Genomic DNA, 23,160 nt, shown 5'->3' on the forward strand with positions numbered 1-23,160 from the left:
CCCGGGTAAGGATATTAACTTTCGTACCATGTCACCGGTAGCTTTACTGAAAGTAACTTCGAGTAGTGTTGGACTTTAACTTGTCATGCAGTCTTATCCAGTTAGTTCCAGCCTTATAGCTACTTCTTGTTCATCGGTGCAGTACTTTGCCTTAGACTTCCTTCAGATTCCACCTCACAGTGGACACCCTTGTCCTCAGCTCATGGTTCCGACTACTACGGCCCATAGCGGACTCTCACCGCCTAGCTAATACCCATGCCGGGCGCACCTAAAATAGCGGGAGACTAGGGATTCCTAATCTCTCGCTATTCTTTTAAAATTAATTTTTGAAACTATGAATTGGGGCGGGAATAAGTCCACCACGGTTAATCATCGCGGTACTTGCGACTTTATTGACTGCCATTACAGGGGCATATCCTAATAGCCCACCGAATTCAACCGTATCACCAACTTTTTTGCCGGGTGCGGGAATCACGCGGACAGCAGTGGTTTTATTATTAATCATCCCAATCGCCGCTTCATCAGCAATCATTGCGCTAATGGTTTCTTTTGGCGTGTCACCTGGAATTGCAATCATATCAAGACCAACGGAACAAACTGCAGTCATTGCTTCTAATTTAGAGATATTTAGCGTTCCAGCGTTAACTGCCTTAATCATGCCAGCATCTTCAGAGACGGGGATGAATGCGCCTGATAAACCACCAACATGACTGCAGGCCATAATGCCACCTTTTTTCACGGCATCGTTTAACATGGCTAGAGCAGCGGTGGTTCCATGAGTTCCAACCTGAGCTACGCCAATTTCCTCTAAAACTTCGGCAACGGAATCACCAGCGGCAGCAGTTGGTGCGAGAGAAAGGTCCACGATCCCAAATTGAACACCCAGTCTTTCCGCTCCAACAGTTCCTACTAATTGACCCATTCGTGTAACCTTAAAGGCAGTTTTCTTGATCGTTTCAGCAACGACGTCCATTGATTCACCTTTAACTTTTTCTAGAGCGGTTTTGATAACTCCAGGCCCTGAAACACCAACATTTATTACTACATCTGGTTCACCAACACCATGAAATCCTCCCGCCATAAAGGGGTTATCTTCAACAGCATTACAAAAGATAACTAGTTTAGCATTTGTCATCATATCAAGCTTTGAACCAGCGACGACTACTTCACCCATTTGTGCAACGGCATCCATATTGATCCCGCTACGAGTAGAGCCAACATTTACTGATGCACAAACAAAATCAGTTTCTGCCAATGCTTCAGGGAGGGAAGCGATTAACGTGCGGTCACCAGTTTGGTATCCCTTTTGAACAAGGGCACTGTACCCACCGATAAAATCAATCCCTAATGTTTTGGCAGCTTTGTCTAAGGTTTTAGCATATTTAACATAGTCGTGGTCTTGAGAAGCAGCGGCAATGAGGGAAATAGGAGTAACAGTTACTCGCTTGTTAGCAATCGGAATTCCATATTCGGCTTCAATTTGTTGGCCGACTTTAACAAGGTTCTTTGCTTTTGTCGTAATTTTGTCATAGATCTTTTGACATGCAACCGTACTATCACTATCGATACAATCAAGTAAAGAAATTCCCATCGTGATTGTCCGCACGTCGAGGTTTTCATTAGAAATCATGTGGCTGGTTTCATAAATTTGTTGTGAATTCATTAAGGGATATTCCTCCTGTACATATTAAAGATTATGCATGGCATCGTAAATTTTGGCATTTCTAAGGTTAATTTCAACGCCAATCTCTTTACCGAGTTCTGTAAATTCATTAGTTAATTGATAACTATCAAGATTTTCAGGAATCATTACAGACATCATCATTACGAAATTGCCATCCATAATTGTTTGGGAAACATCTAGAATATTAATTTGTTTTTGGGCAAGGAGGGCACTTACCTTAGCGATAATTCCAACTTGGTCTTCACCTAGAACAGATACAACAGCTTTCATTAAAGAATCCTCTCTTTTTTTTAATGATTTTAATTGTAGTATAATAATATGAACATTTCTAGACAATTTTAGCTAATAAAGGAGTTGTGACATAAGTTAGGTCACTTCCATAAAATACGAACAGCGCAGTACAACAATGGCCTTCAGCGTCCGGCAAAGTCGAACACTGAAGGCCTATTGTTGCTTGCGGGGGCTCGAAAACGAAGTCACGAGTGACTTCTGTCTCGCTCCCTATAGTAAAAGATATGAAATTGGTTGGATCAAAATGCGCCCGGCTTACCAATATAGTCATCTACACCGTCCGGATTTCCTGACCACTTGAACTTATCATACCAGATAGAATGCTTTTCTTGATCTAACTTGTCGATTTGCTTCATTTCATCTGGTGATAGGGTAAAGTCAAAAATTTCTGCGTTCTCCTTCATACGTTGAGGATGAGTAGTCTTGGTAAGAACTATAAAGCCTTGCTGAATTTCCCAGCGAAGAATAACTTGGGCAGGACTCTTTTGATGCTCGTCAGCGATTTGCTTAATAACGTCATTGGAAAGAAGTCGACCATTACCTAGTGGCGACCAGGCTTCAAGCTGAATATCATTTTCTCGACAAAATTTTACAATCTTAGGCTGGTGAATCAGGGGATTGAATTCAATTTGATTAATTGCTGGTTTAATTTTTGCGTGATCGAGCAAATCAGTCATTCGTTCAACATTAAAATTGCAGACGCCGATTGCTTTTGCTTGACCGTCCTTGTAAATATCTTCTAACGCGCGCCAGCTTTCATTGTATTTATCATTAACTGGCCAATGAAGAAGGAGAAGGTCGACATAATTTGTTTGTAACTTTTTTAATTGCTCATTCACTGCTTGCCGAAGTTTATCATAATCTCCTTGATCACCATTGAAAATTTTAGTGGTAAGAAAGATGCTATCACGTTTACGGCCAGTAGCCTTGAAACCATCTTGAATGCCTTGTCCGACGGCTGCTTCGTTACCATACTGTTTAGCAGTATCGATCAAAACATAATCATTCATAATAGCCTCTTTAACCATTTGCTGTGTTTCCGCAAGTGAGGCTTTCCAGACTCCTAAGCCAAGTTGGGGGATGAGGTGACCGTTGTTTAATTTTATCTTTGGTTGTAGATTTTGATTCATTGGTTGATTCATTTTAATTAAATTCTCCTTTCTAAATCAGTTATAACATTAAATACTTTAGGATCCTTGAATTTGCTCGTTAACAAACTGAAGAAACTTTTCGATTGCTGGAGATAAGATGGTATTTTTGCGCCAGGCAAGGACATCCCCTGTCGATTTGTTAGGCACAAGGGGAACAAAAACAAGGTCAGGATCATGAAAATTATTATAGACGCCCTTAATTGTCAAACCATAGTAATTACTATTTCTTAAAAGGGAAACAGTATTTCCAGGTAAACTGGTTGTCGCACGGATATTTAAACGCGTTTGATCTAATTTTAAAATGTCACTAACTTCATCGCGAACAATACTACGGTGGGGAAGAATTAAGGGGATTTTGTAAAGATCTTCTTTAGTAATAGTAGAATGCTTGGCAAGTGGGGCCGATTTTTTCATCATTACTCCCCATTCTTCACGGACCGGTAATTCGAGAAAGTTATATTTAGCAGCTTCAACGGGTTCAAGGAGGCATACAAGGTCATTGAGCCCTTCATCTAGTTGTCGCCGAAGAACATCGCCATCCCCATCAGATAAATTAAAGACTACGTTTGGGTAGAGCTTTTGAAATTCAAAAATTAGTTTCGTTATATAAGGAGAGACACTCGAAACCGCTGAGCCGAGATTGATTTCTCCCGTTAATGCCTCTTCTTGTTGATGAAGGTCGTTTTCAGTTTGATCCAAGAGTTGTAGCATGGTCGTTGCTCGCTGTTGAAATAAGATTCCAGCTTTTGTGAGCTGAAGACGTCGATTTTCTCGGTTAAATAACTTTATGTCTAATTCGGTTTCTAGGTCCATGATTTGTCGGGAAAGGGTAGGTTGCGTAATATGTAATTGTTCTGCAGCTTTAGTGATATTATTAGTTTGTGCAACAGTTAAAAAGTATTTTAATACACGTGTATCCATATGGTATCCCTCATTTTTATTTATATTAAGGAGTTATTAATAATGGCAAAGCAAGCATTGATTTTATATTATTCGCAATTTGGAAATACTGCTAGACTCGCTAGTAAGATTCATGAAGCAACTGGTGCCGATATTGTCAGAATTAAGGTTCCCGATGATACTTTCCCACTGGATATGGAAGAAACCGGAAAAATTTATCAGCAACAACTTAAGACGCATGACTTCCCTAAACTAGTGACTACCTTACCTGACTTATCGTATTATGACTTGATCTTAGTTGGTGGACCAGTCTGGAATGAGGAAGTTGCCTCACCGATTATTGCTTTGCTTCAACAGCTTCAAGAATTCACTGGTAAGATTGCGCCATTTAGTACAGGTTGGAGTGACACTGGTGATTATCAAGAGGACTTTATCAACAATGCTGGTAAGCTAAATGTCACGTCTGGCTACCATATTCTTACTCATGGTAGTCCAGCTTTCAATGAAAAGTCATTATTTTCATGGCTGCGAAAATTATAATTCATTTTTTGAATAACTCACCATTTATAATAAGCTTTTTACATTCTTAATGCTACAGTTTATTATTAAACTAACAATTAATTGGAGGTTAGTAATGATGGCTAAGAATGAACATGAAGTAAAAAATGACCTTTTTGGTTTCGGTGATAAGAATGTTGCGTTTGCAAAATACTTTATTGGAACAAGTTATCTCAATGGGTTAGTATCTCCTGATGATAACATTGATGTAAATATTTCAAACGTTAATTTTGAGCCCGGTTGCCGTAACAACTGGCATATTCACCATGATGGTTTCCAAATCTTATTAGTAACTGCAGGTGAAGGTTGGTACCAAGAAGAAGGTAAGCCAGCGCAATTGTTAAAACCCGGTGATGTTGTAGCAATTCATGAAGGTGTAAAGCACTGGCATGGAGCTACTAAGGATAGTTGATTCTCTCATGTTGCTATTACGAAGGGAACTAGCGAATGGTGCGAAGAAGTAGATGACGCTACTTACAACCGCCTTTCTGATTAGTTAATTAGTCAGCCTTCTTTGTCCTCGTCCTCAACTTTGTTATACTAGGTAAAGTTTGAGGAGGAGATTACATGGAAAGCTGGCTTTTTTTAGCATTAGTATTATTAATTGCAATCTTTGGTCATAACTCATCATTGATTATTGCCACGGTAATAGTGATGGTCCTGAAACTGATCCCTTATACCGCCAAATGGTTGCCCTTGATACAACATAAGGGAATTAATTGGGGAGTGACAGTGATTTCAGTTGCGATCTTAATTCCAATTGCGACTGGTCAAATTGGCTTTAATGATTTATGGGCTGCTTTTAAGACCCCTGCTGGTTGGATTGCAGTCGGCATGGGCATTGCAGTTGCCATCTTATCAAAGTATGGAGTCAACCAGTTGGCAGCTGTTCCTCAAGTTACGGTTGCCTTAGTACTTGGAACGATTATTGGAGTGGTTGCGTTTAAGGGAATTGCTGCCGGTCCAGTTATCGCGAGTGGGATGACATATTGTATTGTAACGCTATTGAATTTGCATTTTTAAATAGCAAAAAACCAAGCGAGGTCAAAAGGGATCCCACTTGGTTTTTATTTTATGCATTTTCTAATTGCGCTTGCGAAGAAATTTTATGGTATAGCTTAGTGCTAAGGTATAGCGAAGTTAATAGCAGGCATAAGCATAGAAGGAAGCCGGCTTGAATACCGAGGTGTGAGGACGGGTTGTGAACTAAGTGATTAACAATGCCAACAATTGAAACGATGAGGGCAGTTCCAAAGGCAGCCGCAATTTGTCGTAACGTATTAAAGGTAGCAACTGCATCAGGAACGATCTCATTAGGTAGCAATGATAGTGCTTGTGTTTGCAGAGGGATTAACATTGTCACTAATCCAAACTGTCGAATTGTTTGGAAAAGGGTAATCATGAGGACAGAACTACGCGCACCGATTGCGGCTTGGCCAATTGTTCCGATGATATCGATTATGAGACCAGTCCCAACAAGAATCTTAATTGGATAAATGTCATAGAAGTGGCCACTCGTTGTCGATAGTAAGCCCGTTACGATTGCCCCTGGAAGGACAGCAATGGCTGACACAACCGTACTTTTGCCCAAGACAATCTGTACTAACAGGGGAATCAAAATTGCATTACCGTACATTGTTGATGTAATTAGCATATTAATAATAGTGGCAAAGACAAATTGTTTGTGTGAGAAGATCCCAAAGTTGATTAACTGACGACTACTGTGACGTTGGTTAAGAAAGAACAGTAAGAGAAAGACTAAGCCGATAAGGACATACCCTGCAACATTAAATGAGAGTAAGTGATTGTTCGAAACATTTGATAAGCCCATCAATAGTGACCATAATCCGCCTGTGATTAAAATAAGAGCTAATGTATTAAAGCGGGGATGTTCATTATGGGGGATTTTAGGAAGTAAGAAGAATGAAAGTAGTAATGTAATTACTGCAAAAGGAATAATTAGTAGGAAAAGATATCGCCAAGAGAAAAAGTGCAATAGAAAACCAGAAATGGCAGGACCTAAGATGGGGGCACAATTAAAGGCAAGTCCAATAATGCCCATAATTTGCCCTTTTTTACCCGGTTTTGCGTAACGAATTGCCAAAACATTTACTAGCGGCATCATCATTCCTGCACCCAGAGCTTGAATCATCCGCGCAACCACAACTAGATTGAAGCTCCACGCAATCGCTCCGATAATGGTTCCTAAAAGAAAAATTCCAGAGAAAATAATAAAGAGATTTTTGAAGGGGAATCTTTTTATAAGAAATGAACTGACAGGAATCATTAGGGCGTTGACAAGCATATAACCGTTTGTCACCCATTGAACCTGGGCCTCGCTAATATGAAAGACATTCATGAAGGTTGGGAGGGCAATGTTCATTAAGGTTGAACAGAGAAGACCGAAAAATGTACCAAATACCATGATTACTAATGCATGGCTAATGCGTTGATTTTTCATTAGTAGATATAGCGCTCCTTAAGATTAGTCAAACAGTATTGAGTTTACTAGCCAGATTATTAATGTCAATACACATTAGGAATTTGCAAGTAAGTAAATTAATGATAAAATATAGTTACGAAGAATTTACATGTGTAAACGCAGGAGGGATTAGATGAATATTAATTTAGAAATAACTCCCGCTGAATGGCAAATTATGCGGGTGGTTTGGAGTCTAAGGCAAACGACCAGTAGCCAAATTATTGAAATTTTACAGAAAAAAGTTGACTGGAAACCGGCAACGATTAAGACTTTACTTCGACGCCTGGTTGATAAAAAAGCCTTATCTGCCACTCGTCAAGGACGTGGATTTATCTACGAGCCCTTAGTTCCTGAACAGCAAACAATGGACCAAGCGGCGGACAACTTGTTTAATAATATTTGTGAACGACACGTTGGAAGCACCCTTGAACATGTGATCAATAATGTAACCCTTAGTAAGGATGATATTGCTAAGTTACAAGAATTATTGGCAAGCAAAGCAACTAATTCACCGGACCACGTCAAATGTAACTGCATTCCTGATATGCAGATGAACTGCTAATGAAAAGCTCCCCGCAACTAGGAAATCTTTCCTAAATTGCGGCGAGCCTTTTTTAGTCTCTATTTTTCTTTGTTTTGATCCTCATCAGCTGATGGCTTCTTCTTTCTAGGCTTAATGTAAACTACCTTGAATTTATTAACATAGGCATTCTTCAAATCAAGAGGTGTAAATGAGAAATTATCGACTCTAATTGGTTGGCCAACTTTTAAGTCATACTGCCGTTCAAGGAAGAATCCAGTTAAGGTTGTTACTTCAGAGTTATCAAATTGCTCGATGTTTGTATCAAAGTAACGTTCAAAATCATCTAATGGCATCTTACCAGAAACTTCGAAAGTAGGATTACCCTTGCTATCAGGATCCTTCTTTTCAATCATGTCAGAGGTAGCATGATCGATTTCTTCGCCAACTGTTCCGAATAATTCTTCATAAATGTCCTTATCAGTAATGATCCCAGAAGTACCACCGTATTCGTCTTGGACAACAACAATTGGCACTTGTTTTTTCATCATCTCAGCAAGGACATTGGTGAGTTGTTCATTTTCGTAAACGATTGGAATTCGGCGCATGATTGTGCGAACTGATTGTTGCGGGTTGATTTGGTTTTGCCGCATAATATCATATGCAAAAATATAACCAAGAATGTGGTCCTTGTCATTATTAGCAACAACTGGGAAACGCGTGAATTTCTTTTCAAAATAAAGTTTGGCTGCATCTTCAATTGAAGCCGTAATATCAATAACCGCTAATTGTGTCCGATCAATCATAATATCCTCAGCAACTTTATCATTCATTTCAAAAGCTCGTTGCATGAAGATAACGTCTTCCTTATCCATTTCCCCAGCTTTTTCTGATTGTTGGGATAAGGTCATAATTTCATTTTGTGAATACGTGTCTTCTTCTGGCTGAACATTATATCCTAACATTTTCGTAATTGCCGCAGCGACTACCGCAAATAACCAAACGAAGGGATAAAAAACAGTATGGAAGAATTGTACCGGGTGAACAATTGATAAGAGAATTGGTACCGGTCGATCAATCGCCATATTTTTCGGAACTAAATCAGTAAATACCGCATGGAAGAATGTAAAAATTAAAACACCGATAACTGGTGCAATCGCTTGAAGAACATCGTGCGGAATGATATTAATCTTTAGCAACAGATCTGTGATAAATTCATCACCTAACCAACCTAAAACTAAAGAAGTCATCGTAACCCCGACTTGAGCTGTTGATAGGTACTCATTAAGATTTGCTACCATGTGTTCCGCGCGTTTGACTTTTCGCGTTTGCCGGAGCTCCTTTAACTCACTAGGCCGCACTTTAACAACTGAATACTCCAGCAGTGTAAATAAAGCAGCTAACAGCAGAATTAAAATAATGATAATTAATTTAAACCAATATGAATCCCATAAACCATTCATCGTTTAAAAATTTCACCTAAACTTTCTTAAAAAATTTATCGACTACTATTGTATCAGTAAAATGTAGTGAAAGGGGAGTTTAATTATTTTTTTATAAGTGAAAATGCTAAAATAAAGGAAAATAAGTAGGAGAAGACATATGACGACTAATGAAGAAGAAATCAAGAAGTCAGCACGTTTGCGCAAGATTATGCAAGTGATGCGAAAATATCATTTTGTTAGCAATTTTTACCATCAAACTAATCCACAAGCTATTTGTCAGGCACTGCAAGAACTGGGACCTACCTTTATTAAACTTGGCCAAATATTATCAACCCGTCCAGACCTTGTCTCCCCAGCGTACATTAAAGAACTACGCCACTTACAAGATCAAGTTAAAGCTGATAGTTTTGCGACTGTAGAGCAAACTTTTGAAGAAGAAACCGGGAAGAAAATTAATGAGGAATTTGCTAGCTTTGCGGAAAAACCATTTGCTTCTGCGTCGATTGGGCAAGTTCACCATGCAACGCTTAAGGATGGGACACCAGTTGTTGTCAAAGTTCAACATCCAGAAGTCGGTAAGCTTGTTAATACTGACTTAGCCTTGTTAAGGAAAGCGGTGGTCTTATTTAAATATGTTCCGCAAGACATTGCAGTAGTTGATTTGGATAAAGTAATTGATGAACTCAGTACTTCATTATTAAGTGAGGTCAATACTCTTGAAGAAGCAAAAAATGGGGAAGAATTTTATACATTAAATAACGGTGACGGACCAATCTTAGTCCCTAAAGTATATATGAAGTATTGTGCTCCTAAGATTCTTGTTAATGAAGCGATGGAAGGAAAAAGCATTCGGTATCGGTTTAAGCAGCCGAATGATAATGATCAAGAGGCAATGACCGTTAATCATGAAATTGCTACTACGCTCGTTAATAACTTTTTAAAACAAGTTTTTGTTGATCATTACTTTCATGCAGACCCGCATCCAGGAAATATATTAATTCACGAATTACGTCCGGATGAGTCAGCAAAGCAATACGCAACGACCAAACACCATGAAAAGACCATTTATAATACAACCATTAGTTATGATCAGCAGGAGGCATTACCAAATTACCGGATCATCTACCTTGATTTTGGAATGATGGGAAGGTTAAGTCCAGCGATGGCAAATAGTATTGCGAACATCGTGATTACTATCAACACAAAGGATACGCGAAAAATTGGAAAAGCAGTTTTAAATGTTTGTAATCGAACTGGGGAAGTTGACGAAAATGCATTTTATAAAGAACTTGGTGCCTTTATTCAACCCTATTTTTCAACTGGCCTTGGCAATATTGATTTCGTGAAAATGCTGTACCAAATTGTTCAATTATGTAAGAAGAACCACCTTCAAATGCGGGGAGAGGTAACGATGCTAATTAAGGCATTTGGAACCCTTGAAAGCTCGGTTGCTAAACTTGATCCTGAAATATCAATGCTTGAGGTTGCCCAATCGTTTGGCCGGCGTTATTTAAAACGAAACTTTAATTGGCGTTCTGCCCTTGATAATAACCTAGTCAATTTTTTCCTTACTAGTAAAGCAATAGGGAAGATGCCGGAAAAAATTAATGAGTTAATTGATACATTTGTCAGTGGGGATGCAAAGGTTGACTTACAGTATAAAAATGAGCAACGAGTGCTAAAGCAGATAGAACGGTTAATGAACCGTTTTATGATTGCAATTATTTTAGCAGCAGTCATCTTAGGATCATCATTATTAGTCCAGGGAACACCAGCTGATTCGCATATCTATCGTTTAGGAGTATCCGGCTATATTATTGCAATCATAATTATTATTCTTTTAGTTGTTACAGAGATTATCCATCGATGGCGAAATTGGCGAAGGAAACGATGATTAATGATATATTTAAACTTAGTTAATGAATTAATATGTGCGTTATGCTGGGGGATCACGATTAGGCTTATTTTGATCCGCCATTTAAATAGTGAAACCAAGGTGGCTAGATTCAATACATTTGCGTTTGTTTTGATGGTGGTCAACTTGGTAGTAGTACTGCCTATTTTTGCTTTTTTGCTTAAAAATTTATCTATCCAATCAGTAAGTTGGCTAAGTTCATTAGTAGTAGCGACTATTGACGCTTTAAGTACGTTTAACTTAATTTTATTTTGTATTTTCAGTTGTTGTACCCGCCTGCAAAAATGTCCTACTACTGTTCAGGACTTTCTGGTTTTAGGGGCAGCTGTTAAACATGGCCAAGTCCCGCCAGTTTTAGCTACTCGCCTTGATAAAGCCATCAATTGTTGGAAAACTCATCAATCTGCAAAAATTATTGTTTCAGGGGGAATAGTACAGAAAGCAAAAGAATCTGAAGCAGAAGTCATGGCTGCTTACTTAATTGCTCATGGAATCCCAGCAAGAAAAATAATTTGCGAGACCCAGGCACTCAATACATGGCAAAATTTGACCTTTGCTAGGCAACTTATTAAGCCACAAGAGACGATTGTAGTAGTAACTAGTGATTTTCATGTTCTTCGTGCGAGAGCTTATGCAAGGAAGATGGGGTTAAACTGGTCATTCATTAGTAGCAAGACGCCTTGGCGATACTGTCCATTAACTTTTATTCGGGACTATCTCGGGATTATCCGTGACCATTGGTGGGTATTTTGCGGGAGCACGCTTCTTTTACTTTTAGTTGAATTTATTTTGAAATGAAATATGAGCGAGACAGAAGGGGAAAACAACCTTCTCTCGCTCATATTCACTTTATTTATTCTTATATACTGCAATTTCAATCAGATTATTATCTGGATCATAAACGTAAAGCGAGGTCATTTCGCCTTCTGCCCCTTGTTTGACAATTGGTCCAGCAATTATATCAATATAATAACTATTAAGATGGTGAACAATATCGTCAATACTGTCTCCGGCAACTAAACATAAGTCAGCAGAACCAATTGTCGGATTAGCTGCCTTTAGCGTAGTTGGTCGGTCAATTTTTTGTAAACGGATTAACTGATGCCCACACCGCATTGTAATTAAGTCATCATTACTTTGTTCTTTAATTACCGGCATATCAAATACTTCGTGATAAAAGCGCATTGATTGCTCTAAATCAGTTACAGTTAAAACAACGTGATCAATTCGTCGCATTTTCATTGTCTAAGTCTCCTTTAAATTTTTAAATCAATATCATTATACAAGTTTCTAAATTGAAATAGCAAAAGTTGTATAATGAAATGATTGCAGATCTAAGGAGACTTTTTATGAATATAAAAACAATAATGAGCGTCGCGATTGGCGGCTTTCTCGGTGGAATTACCCGTTATGAACTTAGTGTCCTATTAGGCGACGACGGGATTTTATATGCTAACCTTATTGGCTCATTTTTGCTAGCATTTATAACTTATTATTTTATTGAGCGGGGACTATTAGCAGCATGGCTAAATGCCGGGATAGGAACTGGCTTTATTGGCGCTTTTACGACATTTTCAAGTTTAGCCACAACTATTGTTAAGCTTGAGAGCCAAGGTGTGCTTGCCAGCATCGGTTATTTTCTTGTGAGCTCTCTTGGCGGCTTGGCTTTGGCACTGCTCGGTTTTATGCTGGCACGAAAATACGGAGGTCCGCGGAAGAATGATTAATGTAGGTCTTGGAGCAGCAATTGGGGCTGTGATCCGTTATGTTATTACAAGCTGGTGGAAAAAGTTAAGAATTGATTGGCCCCTAGCAACTCTATTTATTAATATCACCGGTAGTTTTTTATTAGGCATTCTTACCAACAATTTTGCTAGTAATTCATCGATCATGCTATTATTTGGGATTGGCTTATTAGGAGGTTATACTACTTTTTCGACTTTCAATGTTGAGCTAATTTCAATGATGGATGAAAAGCGATGGGGAATGTTCGCTCTTTATTTCGGCTTAAGTTATCTTGGTGGAGTTATTGCCGCGATCTGTGGAATGATGATATGAAAGGAGTAAAAGATAGTGACAGAAACCATACTACCAACACAAATTGAAGTAAAAGGTGGAAGAGTCCACAACCTTAAGAACATTGATATCAATATCCCGCTACATAAATTTGTCGCAATTTCGGGATTATCTGGTTCTGGGAAAAGCTCATTAGCAATGGGAATTTTATATGAAGAGGGATCTCGTCGGTACTTAGAAGCGCTTTCTACTTACACACGACGGCGGATAAAGTTAGGCGCTCAAGCCGATGTTACAAGTGTTAAACATATTCCTTCAGCACTAGCATTGAAGCAACGTCCCGCAATTCCGTCTGAACGAGCAACTGTTGGAACAATGAGTGAGATGTTGAATGTAATTAGGCTGATCTTTTCGCGGCTTGGCGAACCGGTCTGTCCAAATGGGCATCGTTTAAAACCAAGTCTTGAAATTGCAGAGGTAATGAGTAAGAGCGGCGATGAGATGGGACAATTAACCTGTCCTAGTTGCGGCACAAAGTTTTATGCCTATGGAGCAGAAGACTTTGCATTCAATTCTGACGGAGCCTGCTTACGATGTCATGGAACAGGAAAAGTTCGTGAACTGGATGAAAGTAAACTTATTGGGGATGAAAATCTTAGTTTAGCTGATGGGGCAGTTGCTTCATGGCATTTGCCCGGACGAAACTTTATGCCGAGTGTTGCTGAACAGGCAGGTGTTCGGATCCATGTTCCATATAAAGATTTAACCCCTAAAGAAAAAGATTTTGTTTTAAATGGTCCCCAAAAGAAGTTTAAGATGGACTTCCGCTCTGGAACAGGCCGCGTTTTTCATGACTTTAATGCTTTATACGAGAATGCTCATGAAGCGGTATTAGCATCTGCCAAAAGCAGTAAGAGCGAGCGGGCACAAAAACGAATTAGCGAATTTTTCCATTATTCAACGTGCCCAGTTTGCCATGGGACACGATTAAAGCCAGAATTATTAAAACAATTAGCTGGTGGTTTAAATATTGCACAAGTTAGTGACCTTACGCTTGGAGAGTTGAGCAAGTGGAAGCATGATGTATTAGCTGCTCTTCCTTCAGATATGAAAAAGATGGCGACCTCATTGTTTAAGGAATTTGATGATAATTTACGACCATTACTGGAATTAGGCCTTGATTATTTAACTTTATCGCGAAATGGGAATACGTTATCGACAGGTGAACTACAACGTATTCAGCTTGCAAGAACTCTTCGAACCCAAACAACTGGTGTCTTATATATTCTAGATGAACCTTCCATCGGCTTACATCCTGACAATATTACGGGTCTCTTAAATGTATTTAAAGAATTAGTGGCCCAAGGTAATTCATTAGTAGTTGTTGATCACAATGTTGATATTATCAAAGAAGCAGATTGGATTATTGAAATCGGCCCGGGTTCTGGAGAAAAAGGTGGAGAAATTCTTACGGAGGGAACACCATCGCAAATCGCTGACAACCCTCGGTCTAAGATTGGTCCTTATTTAAATTGGACAGCAGTATTAAAAAGTCGCCCCATAGCAAACGAACCAGCTAGTCAGGAGATCACCTTTGAAGTAAAAGATTATTACAACCTTAAAGACGTCCAGGGAGAGATTCCAGTTAATCGGCTGACTGCTATCACTGGTTTTTCGGGTGCTGGTAAAACTAGTCTAATCCTTGATAGTTTAGTTCCCGCTATTCATGCTCAAGCAAGTGGGACTAAATTACCTTCACAAGTTAGCAAATTATTAAGTCCGTTAAAGGAAGTAGTGAGTGTTGATGCAGCGCCAATCGGTAAAACTAACCGGTCAACAGTCGCAACTTATACCAGTATTATGGATAATCTGCGGAAGTTATTTGCAGCCCAGCCCTTAGCCAAAGAGGAACACTATACACCTTCTTACTTTTCTTATAATAATAAGCAGGGAGCATGTCCAACGTGTGGGGGCGCGGGGGTCGTAACTCTTGATATTCAATTCTTGCCAGATATGCAACAGACTTGTCCAACATGTGGGGGAAGTCGATACAATAAAGAAGTTCAAAAAGTTAAGTGGCAGGGATATTCAATTGTTGATCTCTTAAAATTAGATGTTCGGGCAGCGATGAGTGTATTTAAGGAAGTGCCGAAAGTTGCTCGTGAACTTCAATTATTAGATGAGGTGGGCTTAGGGTACCTGCACTTAGGCGAAAGTACGCCTAGTCTTTCTGGTGGTGAGGCGCAACGCTTAAAACTTGTTAAACACCTTAATCATAATCAAAGCGAAACGTTATTTGTATTTGATGAACCGACAATTGGCTTGCATCCCCTTGATGTTAAAACCCTTTTAGCAGTAATGCAGCAATTACTTGATCGGGGAGCGACAATTATTACTATTACTCATGACCTAAATTTGATTATTAACGCAGATTATATGCTTGATATGGGTCCGCGTGGTGGCAGTAGTGGTGGAAAAATTGTGGCTCAGGGAAATCCGTTAGCCCTTATTCAAAAACCAGAAAGTTTAACCAGCAAGTATTTGGCAGAATATTGGTCAAGATTTAATTAAAGGTAAAGGCTCCAAACATTCGGATTTCCCGGACGTTTGAAGCCTTGTTTTTAATCAAGTTAATTATTTTGTTGCTGCTTTTTCTTCATGGTTTTGCCAGATTTTGCGAACGAGTAAATAACAGCCAATTAGAATTAAAATAGCGATTGCGACACCGATCAGTCGTCTAATATTACCCTTGAAAATAGCATCCCCACCAAAGGCATAGAGAAATGAAGTCGGAGCCATGCCCACGGTTACCATCGCCAAGTAGTGTTTCCGACTAACATTTAAGCGGGCACCAGCGTAGTTTACAAGTACACTAGGGATAACCGGAATCATAAAACCGATGGTAAGTGCAATTAACGGATGCTTTTGTTGCAAGAGGTAATGAAGGATTTTGTTTTTCTTTACCCGTTTGGAGAGGTTGATTTTACGAATTATACTCATTACAGTAGAATTTCCTAAAATATTTCCAACCCAATTAATCAGAAAACCAACAACTGGCCCATAACATAACCCAGCAAAGATACAAACAACGGAATTAGACATTCCCGGAATCGCATTTAGGATACCGATTAAAGCTATAAGAAGAAAGATGTCTGTAAACCCATGACTTCTAATCATATGGAGAAGTTTAGCCTTATTATGAGCATTAAAATCTAGCAACAGATTAATTTCTGGCTTATATGTTCGATAAATGAAGTAGAGAACGATGACAGCAAGGATAATGGCGCCAACGATCAGCCACGTTTTATTTAATTTACGCTCTTTCATAATTATTTTTCCTCCTTTGGTAGCGTAAACCCAGCCTTTTTAAAAAGGGAGGTAAGAGAATGTCGTAAAAGCGGATCATGAGCGTAAAGATAAGTTCCATATACACCACGCTTGAATAAAACGTTCAAAGAATTCATAATCATTCTTTTTTCTAAACTCTTAATTTCAGCTGGATCAGTTAGGTCAGCACGTTTTTTGAATGCTTCAACATCTGTATAACGATCTAAATTTACTTGAAGTTGGTTTGTTTGAGGCGTTTGGCTAATTGGCGGACCGATAATAATGCCGGTGTAATTTAAGTCAAACCCTTGGCAGGTATAGATTGAGCCAACTTCATCAATGGTTTGAGGCAATTCTGCCCAAGGGGTAACTGTATAGTTATATTGATCCCAGGGCATTTTAAATCTGCCTTCCTCAATGTAGTGTTTACCACCATCGAGTGTTGATGGATATCCAGATGTTGAAAGAATGCGGGAAAGTCCTACTTCTTTATTACGTTGAACAATTGCTTTCCTCATTTCCTCAGCATCACTGTAAATGCGAAAATCATAATGATCACGGGCGGATGCTGGTAACGCGGTTAATTTATAGTTAGTAAATTCATTAAACCACTTAACTAAGTCATCGCTCGCATTCATGCGAAACATGTGGGTCAAATGGTAATCTTTATGGGGATATTGGTTCGTAATTGCCTGAAGTCGTTCAGGGGTCCAGAGACTTTTCATCCGTAAAACTTGGTATTGATCAAAGACAATTATGACAACTTTAGCGCGTTTAATGATCTCGACAAGCTGATTATCATGGTAAAAATTATTATAATGATCGGGTTTGGATAATAAAAGATGAGCTTCATCGATAACAGCAACATCAATGGTTTGCTGTTGCTTATCCAATTGATTAATTAATGAGGTTGGCCGCGCAAAGTCCTTTTTATATAACTCTTTTATTGGTCCGGCAATCTCTTTATAGACTTTCAGAATTTCTGGATGGTTAACAAGAAAATAATTATTAGTATGATAAAGAACGGAATTTTGTTGTGTCCGCGCTTCTTTTTGAATGCGAACGAATAATTGTGATAAGATTACGCTTTTTCCGGTACCTGCATCCCCGTAGACTGTATATATCGCAGGATGATTTTGTGTTAGATGGTGTTTAGTAAATGAAATAATGTCATTGACGAGTTGTTCTTGCTCTGTCGTTAATTTTTTAAATGGTGAAATTTTGTTAGTTGCAGCGTTGTCTATATTTTTCATAACTATTTCCTTTTTAACGAATTACTCTATTTAATGGTATCGAAATGCATGAATTTCGTCAATTTGAACTTGAGAGTAATTTACTCAATGCTTTAGAAAGTGTTAGAATAATAAGAGCAATAAGTATTACTAATTATTAAATGTAAAATCAAGAAGGAGTGGAATAGATGAATCTGCATCCTGATTACCTCTTAAATGAAGTTAATGAACCAAGCGATATTAAGGACATGTCACTTGACGAATTAAAACAATTAGCAACAGAAATGCGTCAACTTGTTCTTGAACGCGACGCAAAAATCGGTGGACACGTGGGCCCTAACCTTGGCGTAATGGAGCTAACGATTGCTTTTCACTATGTCTTTGATTCGCCCCACGATAAAGTTATTTGGGATGTTTCACACCAGAGTTATGCCCATAAAATGCTGACAGGCCGGAAATTAAGTTTTCTCGATCCTGATCATTATGAAGATATTACTGGATTTACGTCACCAGAAGAAAGCGCTCATGACTTTTTTGAGATCGGTCATACTTCAACGTCAATCTCCCTTGCAGTGGGGATGGCTCAAGCGCGTGATTTGATGAAGCCGCAATCACATAATAACGTTATGGCAGTAATTGGGGATGGATCCTTAAGTGGCGGATTAGCTTTTGAAGGATTAAACAATGCTGCTAAGCTTAATTCTAACTTGATTATTCTCGTTAATGATAATCAAATGTCAATTGATGAGAACCAGGGTGGTTTATACAAAGGGCTAAAAGAACTCCGAGATACTAACGGTGAATCTCCCAATAATATTTTTAAGTTTATGGGTCTCGATTACAAGTACGTTGCAGACGGCAATGACTTGCAGACGATGATCGACACTTTTAAGGAAATCAAGGATATTGACCATCCAATCGTCCTTCATGTTAACACCTTAAAAGGGAAGGGTTATGAGCCTGCTGTTGAAGAAAAGATGAAGTATCATTGGCGCACTCCATTTGACCTAAAGACTGGTGAAGATAAGGTTAAAGCAAGTGGAGAATCGTATAGCGATGCTGTCCTTGCTGAATTAGATAAGCAAATTGCAGCGGATAAGCCAGTTGTTGCTATTAATGCTGGAATTCCTGGTGCGTTTGATCTTGGTAAATTTAAGGCTAAGCACCCGGATCGTTATTATGATGTTGGGATTGCTGAACAGGATTCAATTACGACTGCGGTTGCAATGGCGCAAGCAGGTGCACGCCCTGTTGTGTTTCAAAATAGTACTTTCCTTCAACGAGCATATGATCAATTGATTCATGATATGGCATTAAATGATGCTCCGGTTGTAATGATTGTGCGAGGCGGGTCAATTTCAGAAAGTTCTGCTACTCATCAAGGAACATTTGATATTTCAATGATTAGTGATTTGCCAAACATTGAATATTTAGCACCAACAAACGTCGAAGAAATGATTTCGATGTTACGGTGGGCAATTAATCAAACTGATGAACCAGTAGTAATTCGTCAACCAGAAAAGCCCCTTCTTCATGGAACACCAACACAAGATGACTACAGTACGATCAAGTACGATATTGCTCATCGCGGAAGTGAAGTTGCAATCATGGCAGTTGGTGACTTCTGGGAACTTGGTGAAAAGGTAAGAAAGGAACTTCAAGACAAGCTTAATATTGATGCTACATTGATCAATCCAAAGTCGGTAACTGGAATCGATTCTGATGTCCTTCACCACCTAGCAGAAAATCACGATGTAGTTGTTACACTAGAGGATGGGGTCCTTAGTGGGGGCTTCGGGGAAACAATTGCTCGTTACTATGGGCCAAAGGGAATGAAAGTTTTGAACTTTGGAGCACCACGGGAATTTGCGGATAATGTTCCTACCGAAGTACTATATGAATGGTATCACTTAACCCCTAAACAAATTGTGGATGATATTGAGCAGGTTATCCATTCACTATAAGTTAACAGAGCTATCATCGCAGGTAAGGATTACTTGTAGATGATAGCTTTTTTCGATTTAAAAAATGCGAATTGCTTCTTTTTACGTATATATATTAAAGAGTATATAAAAGAGGAGCGAGATAATATGAACCATTTAAACCACCTTCATGTATTGCGAAACACTTGCTTAGTAGGCTTAACGACAGCGTCAACGATCCTTTCGCTGTCGTTAAATATTCCACCAGTTTTAGCTGCAACTCAAGAGCCAATTACGCATCCCGTATCTAACACAAATAATCAGAAAGAACGTGTCCAAATCAAACGTGTAATTTATTTTCATCTCTTAAATGAAGTTAAAAAAGTGGAACAAGTGTCTTATGCTCACCGTGAAGTACCGAATGATTCAACCAAAAAGGCAAATTGGATTATTGAACCTTTTGAAGAAGTTAATATCCCTGAGCAAGCTGGTTTTAGACCATCAATGGATAAGATTCCAACTGTTACAGAAATAGAAGATCTATCGCAATTAAAAAATACGATAAATGTTTATTATCAGCCCCTCAATAAAGATGAAGGGCCAAAAAAGGACAGCAAAGAGAATACGTTAGCAGAAAAGACTAGGGGTGAGCAAGTAAAGGAGAATAAAAAAGAGGAAAAACAAGATTCGCAGGATAATTACCCCGTGGTAGAAGATCTGGGGGATGATAATCAGGTCACGGAAAATTATGGGGAGGTAAATAATACAAGAAAGCAGCAAAATTTGCATCAACGGGTAACAGGGATTAATAATCGACTAAATCGTTCACATCGGGACTCACGTAAAAACGATAACTCTGACCAACAAATACTTCCACAGACGGGAAATGAGACCGATAATTTAACGACTTTTCTTGGTTTGGGGATAACGGTAATGGTCGCGGGGATGAGTCTTTTTTCGTTAAAGAAAGCGCACAAAAATAAATAAAACAAAAAAACTTGATAAAAGGACTTGCATTTTTAATTTTCTAATAGTATTCTAATGTTATTGAAAAACGAATGGAGGAAACTAAAATGCAAATTTACAATAAATCGATTATTCATCACCTAACCTCCACCTCAACCACAACAACAATTACCGTGGTTGAGTAGTTTTAATATCTCTTAAATCTGTTAGCAATAGCTATTCAAGATGCCTCAACCACTTATCAAAACTTGACGAGGGTTGGCTAGGGACATTTTGGGTAGCTTTTTTATTTAAAGTGAGGTTAGAATGATGGATAATCAGAAAAATGAAGTTAAATTAAATCGGACAATGACTCCCGGACAAATGGAAATGATTGCAATTGGTGGGACAATTGGTAGTGGTCTTTTCATGGGAGCCACATCAACTATTAAATGGACTGGTCCTTCTGTCCTATTAGCATATGCCTTTGTAGGTTTAGTCCTATATGGTGTTATGCGTGCGTTAGGGGAAATGATCTATATCAGTCCAGGAACTGGTTCCTTTGCGGACTATGGATCTAAATATATTCATCCCTTAGTTGGATACCTGACAAAGTGGAGTAACGTCTTTCAGTTTATCATTGTTGGTATCTCAGATATTATTGCCATGAGTCAATACCTTAATTATTGGTGGCCTAACTTACCAGACTGGATTTCTGGATTAGTAATGATCATTATCTTAACGCTTGCGAACCTTGCATCTGCTAAGGCATATGGCCGGTTGGAATTTTGGTTTGCGATGATTAAAGTCGTTACAATTATTGTTATGATCATTCTTGGATTATTGGTAATTGTCCTTGGGTTGGGTAACAATTGGCATCCGGTTGGAATTTCCAATTTATGGTCACATGGTGGATTCTTTACTGGTGGATTCATGGGATTCATGTTCTCACTATCTGTGATTGCTGGATCATACCAAGGAATTGAATTACTTGGTATTACTGCTGGTGAAGCGGCCTCACCACGCCATGCGATTGTTAAGTCAGTTAAATCTGTTATTTGGCGGATTTTAATTTTCTATATTGGGGCAATTTTCGTTATTGTTTCCATTTATCCATGGGACGAATTAAAGGCAGTTGGATCACCATTCGTTGAAACATTTACTAAAGTTGGTATTACTGGAGCAGCTGGAATCATTAACTTTGTTGTTTTGACTGCTGCATTGTCCGGTGCCAATTCAGGAATCTACAGTGCTAGTCGGATGCTTTTTAAGCTTTCAGTTGATGGTGAAGTTCCTAAGGTATTTAGTAAATTGTCAAAGCGGGTTGTACCAAATGTTGCGATTTTAACAATTTCATTCTGGATTTTCCTTGGTTTTATTGTTAACATGCTTCTATCAATGTTTAATGCAGCCTCTGCTAATATCTTCGTGATTGTCTATAGTTCAAGTGTCCTTCCCGGAATGGTACCATGGTTTATTATTTTGATTTCAGAATTAAACTTCCGGCGTAATAATCCAGCTGAGTTAAAGGACCACCCATTCAAGATGCCACTTTATCCAGCATATAACTACTTTAGTTTGATTGCGCTAAGTGTTATCTTACTGTTTATGTTCTTTAACCCAGATACACGGATTTCGGTTAGTGTTGGGGCAGTCTTCTTAGTTATCATGAGCATTATCTACAAGTTAAGAACTCAGCGCCAAGATAAATTAGCATAAAGAATAAGTACTCTCGAAACAGATTGTTTTGGGAGTATTTTCTTTTATCGCTTAAAATGATAAAATACTTTTACGAACATACGTTTAAGAGGAAAGGTATTTTAGAAACATGCGATTTCGATTCAATAAAAAGACCCAGTATTTACTTTTAGCTTTAGTAGCGATTCTCGGCATTGGTAGTTTTTCCCAGCCATCTGATAAAGGAAGTACCTTACCGCAGGGAATCCAACGGGTAGCGCCTTGGCGTCATTCCAGCAACAATAATCGATCATCTTCTTTTACGCCGCCAACCCAAGAGCAGGCCACGAGTGTTCTTTCTAATGGCGTCCGTCAGCAGTTAGGAACATCTGACATAAAATGGAATGGTTACGGAGCGTTTATTTTAAATAACAATCAGACGGCGCTGAACGCAAATATTAATAACGCGCCATACGCAGTTAATCGACGTGATTCGCGTGGACGAGCATGGCAGGGAGACGCCTGGCTCAATCGTACAACACGCCAGTATCGTAATCGGAATGAAACTGGGAATGGGGCCACTAATTGGAAGCCAGCTGGATTTTTACAAGCTCATAACTTAAAAGGTGGCATCTCCCATGCTTATGATCGCGGACACTTACTTGGATATGCATTAGTAGGGGGTATCCGTGGCTTTAATGCTTCGGAGTCAAATCCTGCTAATATTGCAACTCAAACTGCTTGGGCCAACGAAGCTCGAAGCAGTACATCAACTGGGCAAAACTACTATGAAGGCTTAGTGCGAAAAGCTCTTGACCAGAACAAACAAGTTCGTTATCGAGTAACAGATGTCTATGATGGTAATAATTTAGTGCCTTCTGGTGCCCATATTGAGGCCAAATCAAAGGATGGCAGTTTGCAATACAATGTTTTCGTCCCCAATGTGCAAAATAATATTAGTATAAATTATGCAACAGGGGCAGTAACGCAAGTGAACACGAATTAAAAAACTATGTAGTTAGAATAGGCCCTCAATACTTCATTTGATTAAAGTATTGGGGGCCTATTTATCATCTGCATATAAAACTAGCGTAG

Annotated in this window: 21 protein-coding genes and 1 pseudogene; 13 read left to right on the forward strand and 9 right to left on the reverse strand. The window is 38.8% G+C overall.

Annotation, left to right across the window (positions count from 1 at the left end; genetic code table 11):
* Positions 1-319: 319 nt before the first annotated feature.
* The 4 genes from LREU_RS04940 to LREU_RS04955 all read right to left on the reverse strand — a co-directional run bounded on the left by LREU_RS04940 (position 320) and on the right by LREU_RS04955 (position 4,047).
* On the reverse strand, positions 320-1,663 hold the full coding sequence (locus LREU_RS04940; protein WP_003667841.1) for a PFL family protein: 1,344 nt from the start codon (positions 1,661-1,663) through the stop codon (positions 320-322).
* Positions 1,664-1,687: 24 nt separating this feature from the next.
* Entirely contained in the window at positions 1,688-1,954 is a 267-nt protein-coding gene (locus tag LREU_RS04945) for an ACT domain-containing protein (RefSeq protein ID WP_003666221.1), read from the reverse strand.
* Positions 1,955-2,214: 260 nt separating this feature from the next.
* Positions 2,215-3,105, reverse strand: coding sequence for an aldo/keto reductase (locus tag LREU_RS04950; protein WP_012390558.1), 891 nt, complete (start codon positions 3,103-3,105; stop codon positions 2,215-2,217).
* A gap of 57 nt (positions 3,106-3,162) precedes the next feature.
* Positions 3,163-4,047: a LysR family transcriptional regulator gene (locus tag LREU_RS04955; protein ID WP_003667837.1), complete on the reverse strand. Its 885-nt coding sequence runs from the start codon at positions 4,045-4,047 to the stop codon at positions 3,163-3,165.
* Between the two features lie 42 nt (positions 4,048-4,089).
* Here LREU_RS04955 and LREU_RS04960 point away from each other — a divergent pair, with 42 nt between their 5' ends.
* The 3 genes and pseudogenes from LREU_RS04960 to LREU_RS04970 all read left to right on the forward strand — a co-directional run bounded on the left by LREU_RS04960 (position 4,090) and on the right by LREU_RS04970 (position 5,607).
* Positions 4,090-4,566 carry a flavodoxin family protein gene (locus LREU_RS04960; RefSeq protein ID WP_011953469.1) on the forward strand — a complete coding sequence of 159 codons (477 nt, stop codon included), beginning with the start codon at positions 4,090-4,092 and terminating at the stop codon, positions 4,564-4,566.
* Positions 4,567-4,663: 97 nt separating this feature from the next.
* Positions 4,664-5,080, forward strand: a pseudogene (locus tag LREU_RS04965) (cupin domain-containing protein).
* Between the two features lie 71 nt (positions 5,081-5,151).
* The gene (locus tag LREU_RS04970; protein WP_003667831.1) at positions 5,152-5,607 is read left to right on the forward strand and encodes a DUF441 domain-containing protein; all 456 of its coding nucleotides are present in this window, start codon (positions 5,152-5,154) and stop codon (positions 5,605-5,607) included.
* 49 nt (positions 5,608-5,656) lie between these two features.
* On the opposite strand, the gene LREU_RS04975 is transcribed toward LREU_RS04970, so the two are convergent.
* Positions 5,657-7,045 carry a DHA2 family efflux MFS transporter permease subunit gene (locus tag LREU_RS04975; protein ID WP_003667828.1) on the reverse strand — a complete coding sequence of 463 codons (1,389 nt, stop codon included), beginning with the start codon at positions 7,043-7,045 and terminating at the stop codon, positions 5,657-5,659.
* A 154-nt stretch (positions 7,046-7,199) separates the two neighbouring features.
* Here LREU_RS04975 and LREU_RS04980 point away from each other — a divergent pair, with 154 nt between their 5' ends.
* On the forward strand, positions 7,200-7,628 hold the full coding sequence (locus tag LREU_RS04980; protein ID WP_003667826.1) for a CopY/TcrY family copper transport repressor: 429 nt from the start codon (positions 7,200-7,202) through the stop codon (positions 7,626-7,628).
* A gap of 59 nt (positions 7,629-7,687) precedes the next feature.
* On the opposite strand, the gene LREU_RS04985 is transcribed toward LREU_RS04980, so the two are convergent.
* The gene (locus tag LREU_RS04985; RefSeq protein WP_003667824.1) at positions 7,688-9,049 is read right to left on the reverse strand and encodes a hemolysin family protein; all 1,362 of its coding nucleotides are present in this window, start codon (positions 9,047-9,049) and stop codon (positions 7,688-7,690) included.
* Positions 9,050-9,188: 139 nt separating this feature from the next.
* Here LREU_RS04985 and LREU_RS04990 point away from each other — a divergent pair, with 139 nt between their 5' ends.
* The gene (locus tag LREU_RS04990; protein ID WP_003667821.1) at positions 9,189-10,925 is read left to right on the forward strand and encodes an ABC1 kinase family protein; all 1,737 of its coding nucleotides are present in this window, start codon (positions 9,189-9,191) and stop codon (positions 10,923-10,925) included.
* Between the two features lie 3 nt (positions 10,926-10,928).
* Positions 10,929-11,744 (forward strand): YdcF family protein, encoded by an 816-nt coding sequence (locus tag LREU_RS04995; protein WP_003667820.1) that lies wholly within the window; start codon positions 10,929-10,931, stop codon positions 11,742-11,744.
* A gap of 51 nt (positions 11,745-11,795) precedes the next feature.
* On the opposite strand, the gene LREU_RS05000 is transcribed toward LREU_RS04995, so the two are convergent.
* Complete coding sequence (locus LREU_RS05000) at positions 11,796-12,188, reverse strand: VOC family protein (RefSeq protein WP_003663799.1); 393 nt, start codon at positions 12,186-12,188, stop codon at positions 11,796-11,798.
* A gap of 107 nt (positions 12,189-12,295) precedes the next feature.
* Between LREU_RS05000 and LREU_RS05005 the strand changes: the two genes are divergently transcribed.
* Genes LREU_RS05005 through LREU_RS05015 form a run of 3 tightly spaced genes read left to right on the forward strand, consistent with a single transcriptional unit; the run spans position 12,296 to position 15,533 of the window.
* Positions 12,296-12,673, forward strand: coding sequence for a fluoride efflux transporter FluC (locus LREU_RS05005; protein ID WP_011953471.1), 378 nt, complete (start codon positions 12,296-12,298; stop codon positions 12,671-12,673).
* Positions 12,666-13,004 carry a fluoride efflux transporter FluC gene (locus LREU_RS05010; RefSeq protein WP_003667816.1) on the forward strand — a complete coding sequence of 113 codons (339 nt, stop codon included), beginning with the start codon at positions 12,666-12,668 and terminating at the stop codon, positions 13,002-13,004. Before LREU_RS05005 ends, LREU_RS05010 begins: the two co-directional genes overlap by 8 nt.
* Positions 13,005-13,019: 15 nt before the next feature.
* Positions 13,020-15,533, forward strand: a complete 2,514-nt coding sequence (locus tag LREU_RS05015) for an excinuclease ABC subunit UvrA (protein WP_003667813.1) — start codon at positions 13,020-13,022, stop codon at positions 15,531-15,533.
* 63 nt (positions 15,534-15,596) lie between these two features.
* On the opposite strand, the gene LREU_RS05020 is transcribed toward LREU_RS05015, so the two are convergent.
* Complete coding sequence (locus tag LREU_RS05020; RefSeq protein WP_003667811.1) at positions 15,597-16,289, reverse strand: TVP38/TMEM64 family protein; 693 nt, start codon at positions 16,287-16,289, stop codon at positions 15,597-15,599.
* Positions 16,290-16,291: 2 nt separating this feature from the next.
* Complete coding sequence (locus LREU_RS05025) at positions 16,292-17,542, reverse strand: DUF2075 domain-containing protein (protein ID WP_003667810.1); 1,251 nt, start codon at positions 17,540-17,542, stop codon at positions 16,292-16,294.
* A 167-nt stretch (positions 17,543-17,709) separates the two neighbouring features.
* On the opposite strand from LREU_RS05025, the gene LREU_RS05030 reads away from it, so the two are divergent.
* From LREU_RS05030 to LREU_RS05045, 4 genes are all read left to right on the forward strand, one after another.
* Positions 17,710-19,485, forward strand: a complete 1,776-nt coding sequence (locus tag LREU_RS05030; protein WP_003667808.1) for a 1-deoxy-D-xylulose-5-phosphate synthase — start codon at positions 17,710-17,712, stop codon at positions 19,483-19,485.
* Between the two features lie 39 nt (positions 19,486-19,524).
* A complete protein-coding gene (locus LREU_RS05035) occupies positions 19,525-20,430 on the forward strand; it encodes an LPXTG cell wall anchor domain-containing protein (protein WP_003667806.1) in 906 nt (301 codons plus the stop codon).
* 285 nt (positions 20,431-20,715) lie between these two features.
* On the forward strand, positions 20,716-22,107 hold the full coding sequence (locus LREU_RS05040; protein ID WP_003667804.1) for an amino acid permease: 1,392 nt from the start codon (positions 20,716-20,718) through the stop codon (positions 22,105-22,107).
* Positions 22,108-22,216: 109 nt separating this feature from the next.
* The gene (locus LREU_RS05045) at positions 22,217-23,071 is read left to right on the forward strand and encodes a DNA/RNA non-specific endonuclease (protein WP_003667802.1); all 855 of its coding nucleotides are present in this window, start codon (positions 22,217-22,219) and stop codon (positions 23,069-23,071) included.
* The last annotated feature ends 89 nt before the right edge of the window (positions 23,072-23,160 follow it).

Origin of the sequence: Limosilactobacillus reuteri subsp. reuteri (assembly GCF_000016825.1) — a bacterium.
Lineage (GTDB): Bacteria > Bacillota > Bacilli > Lactobacillales > Lactobacillaceae > Limosilactobacillus > Limosilactobacillus reuteri.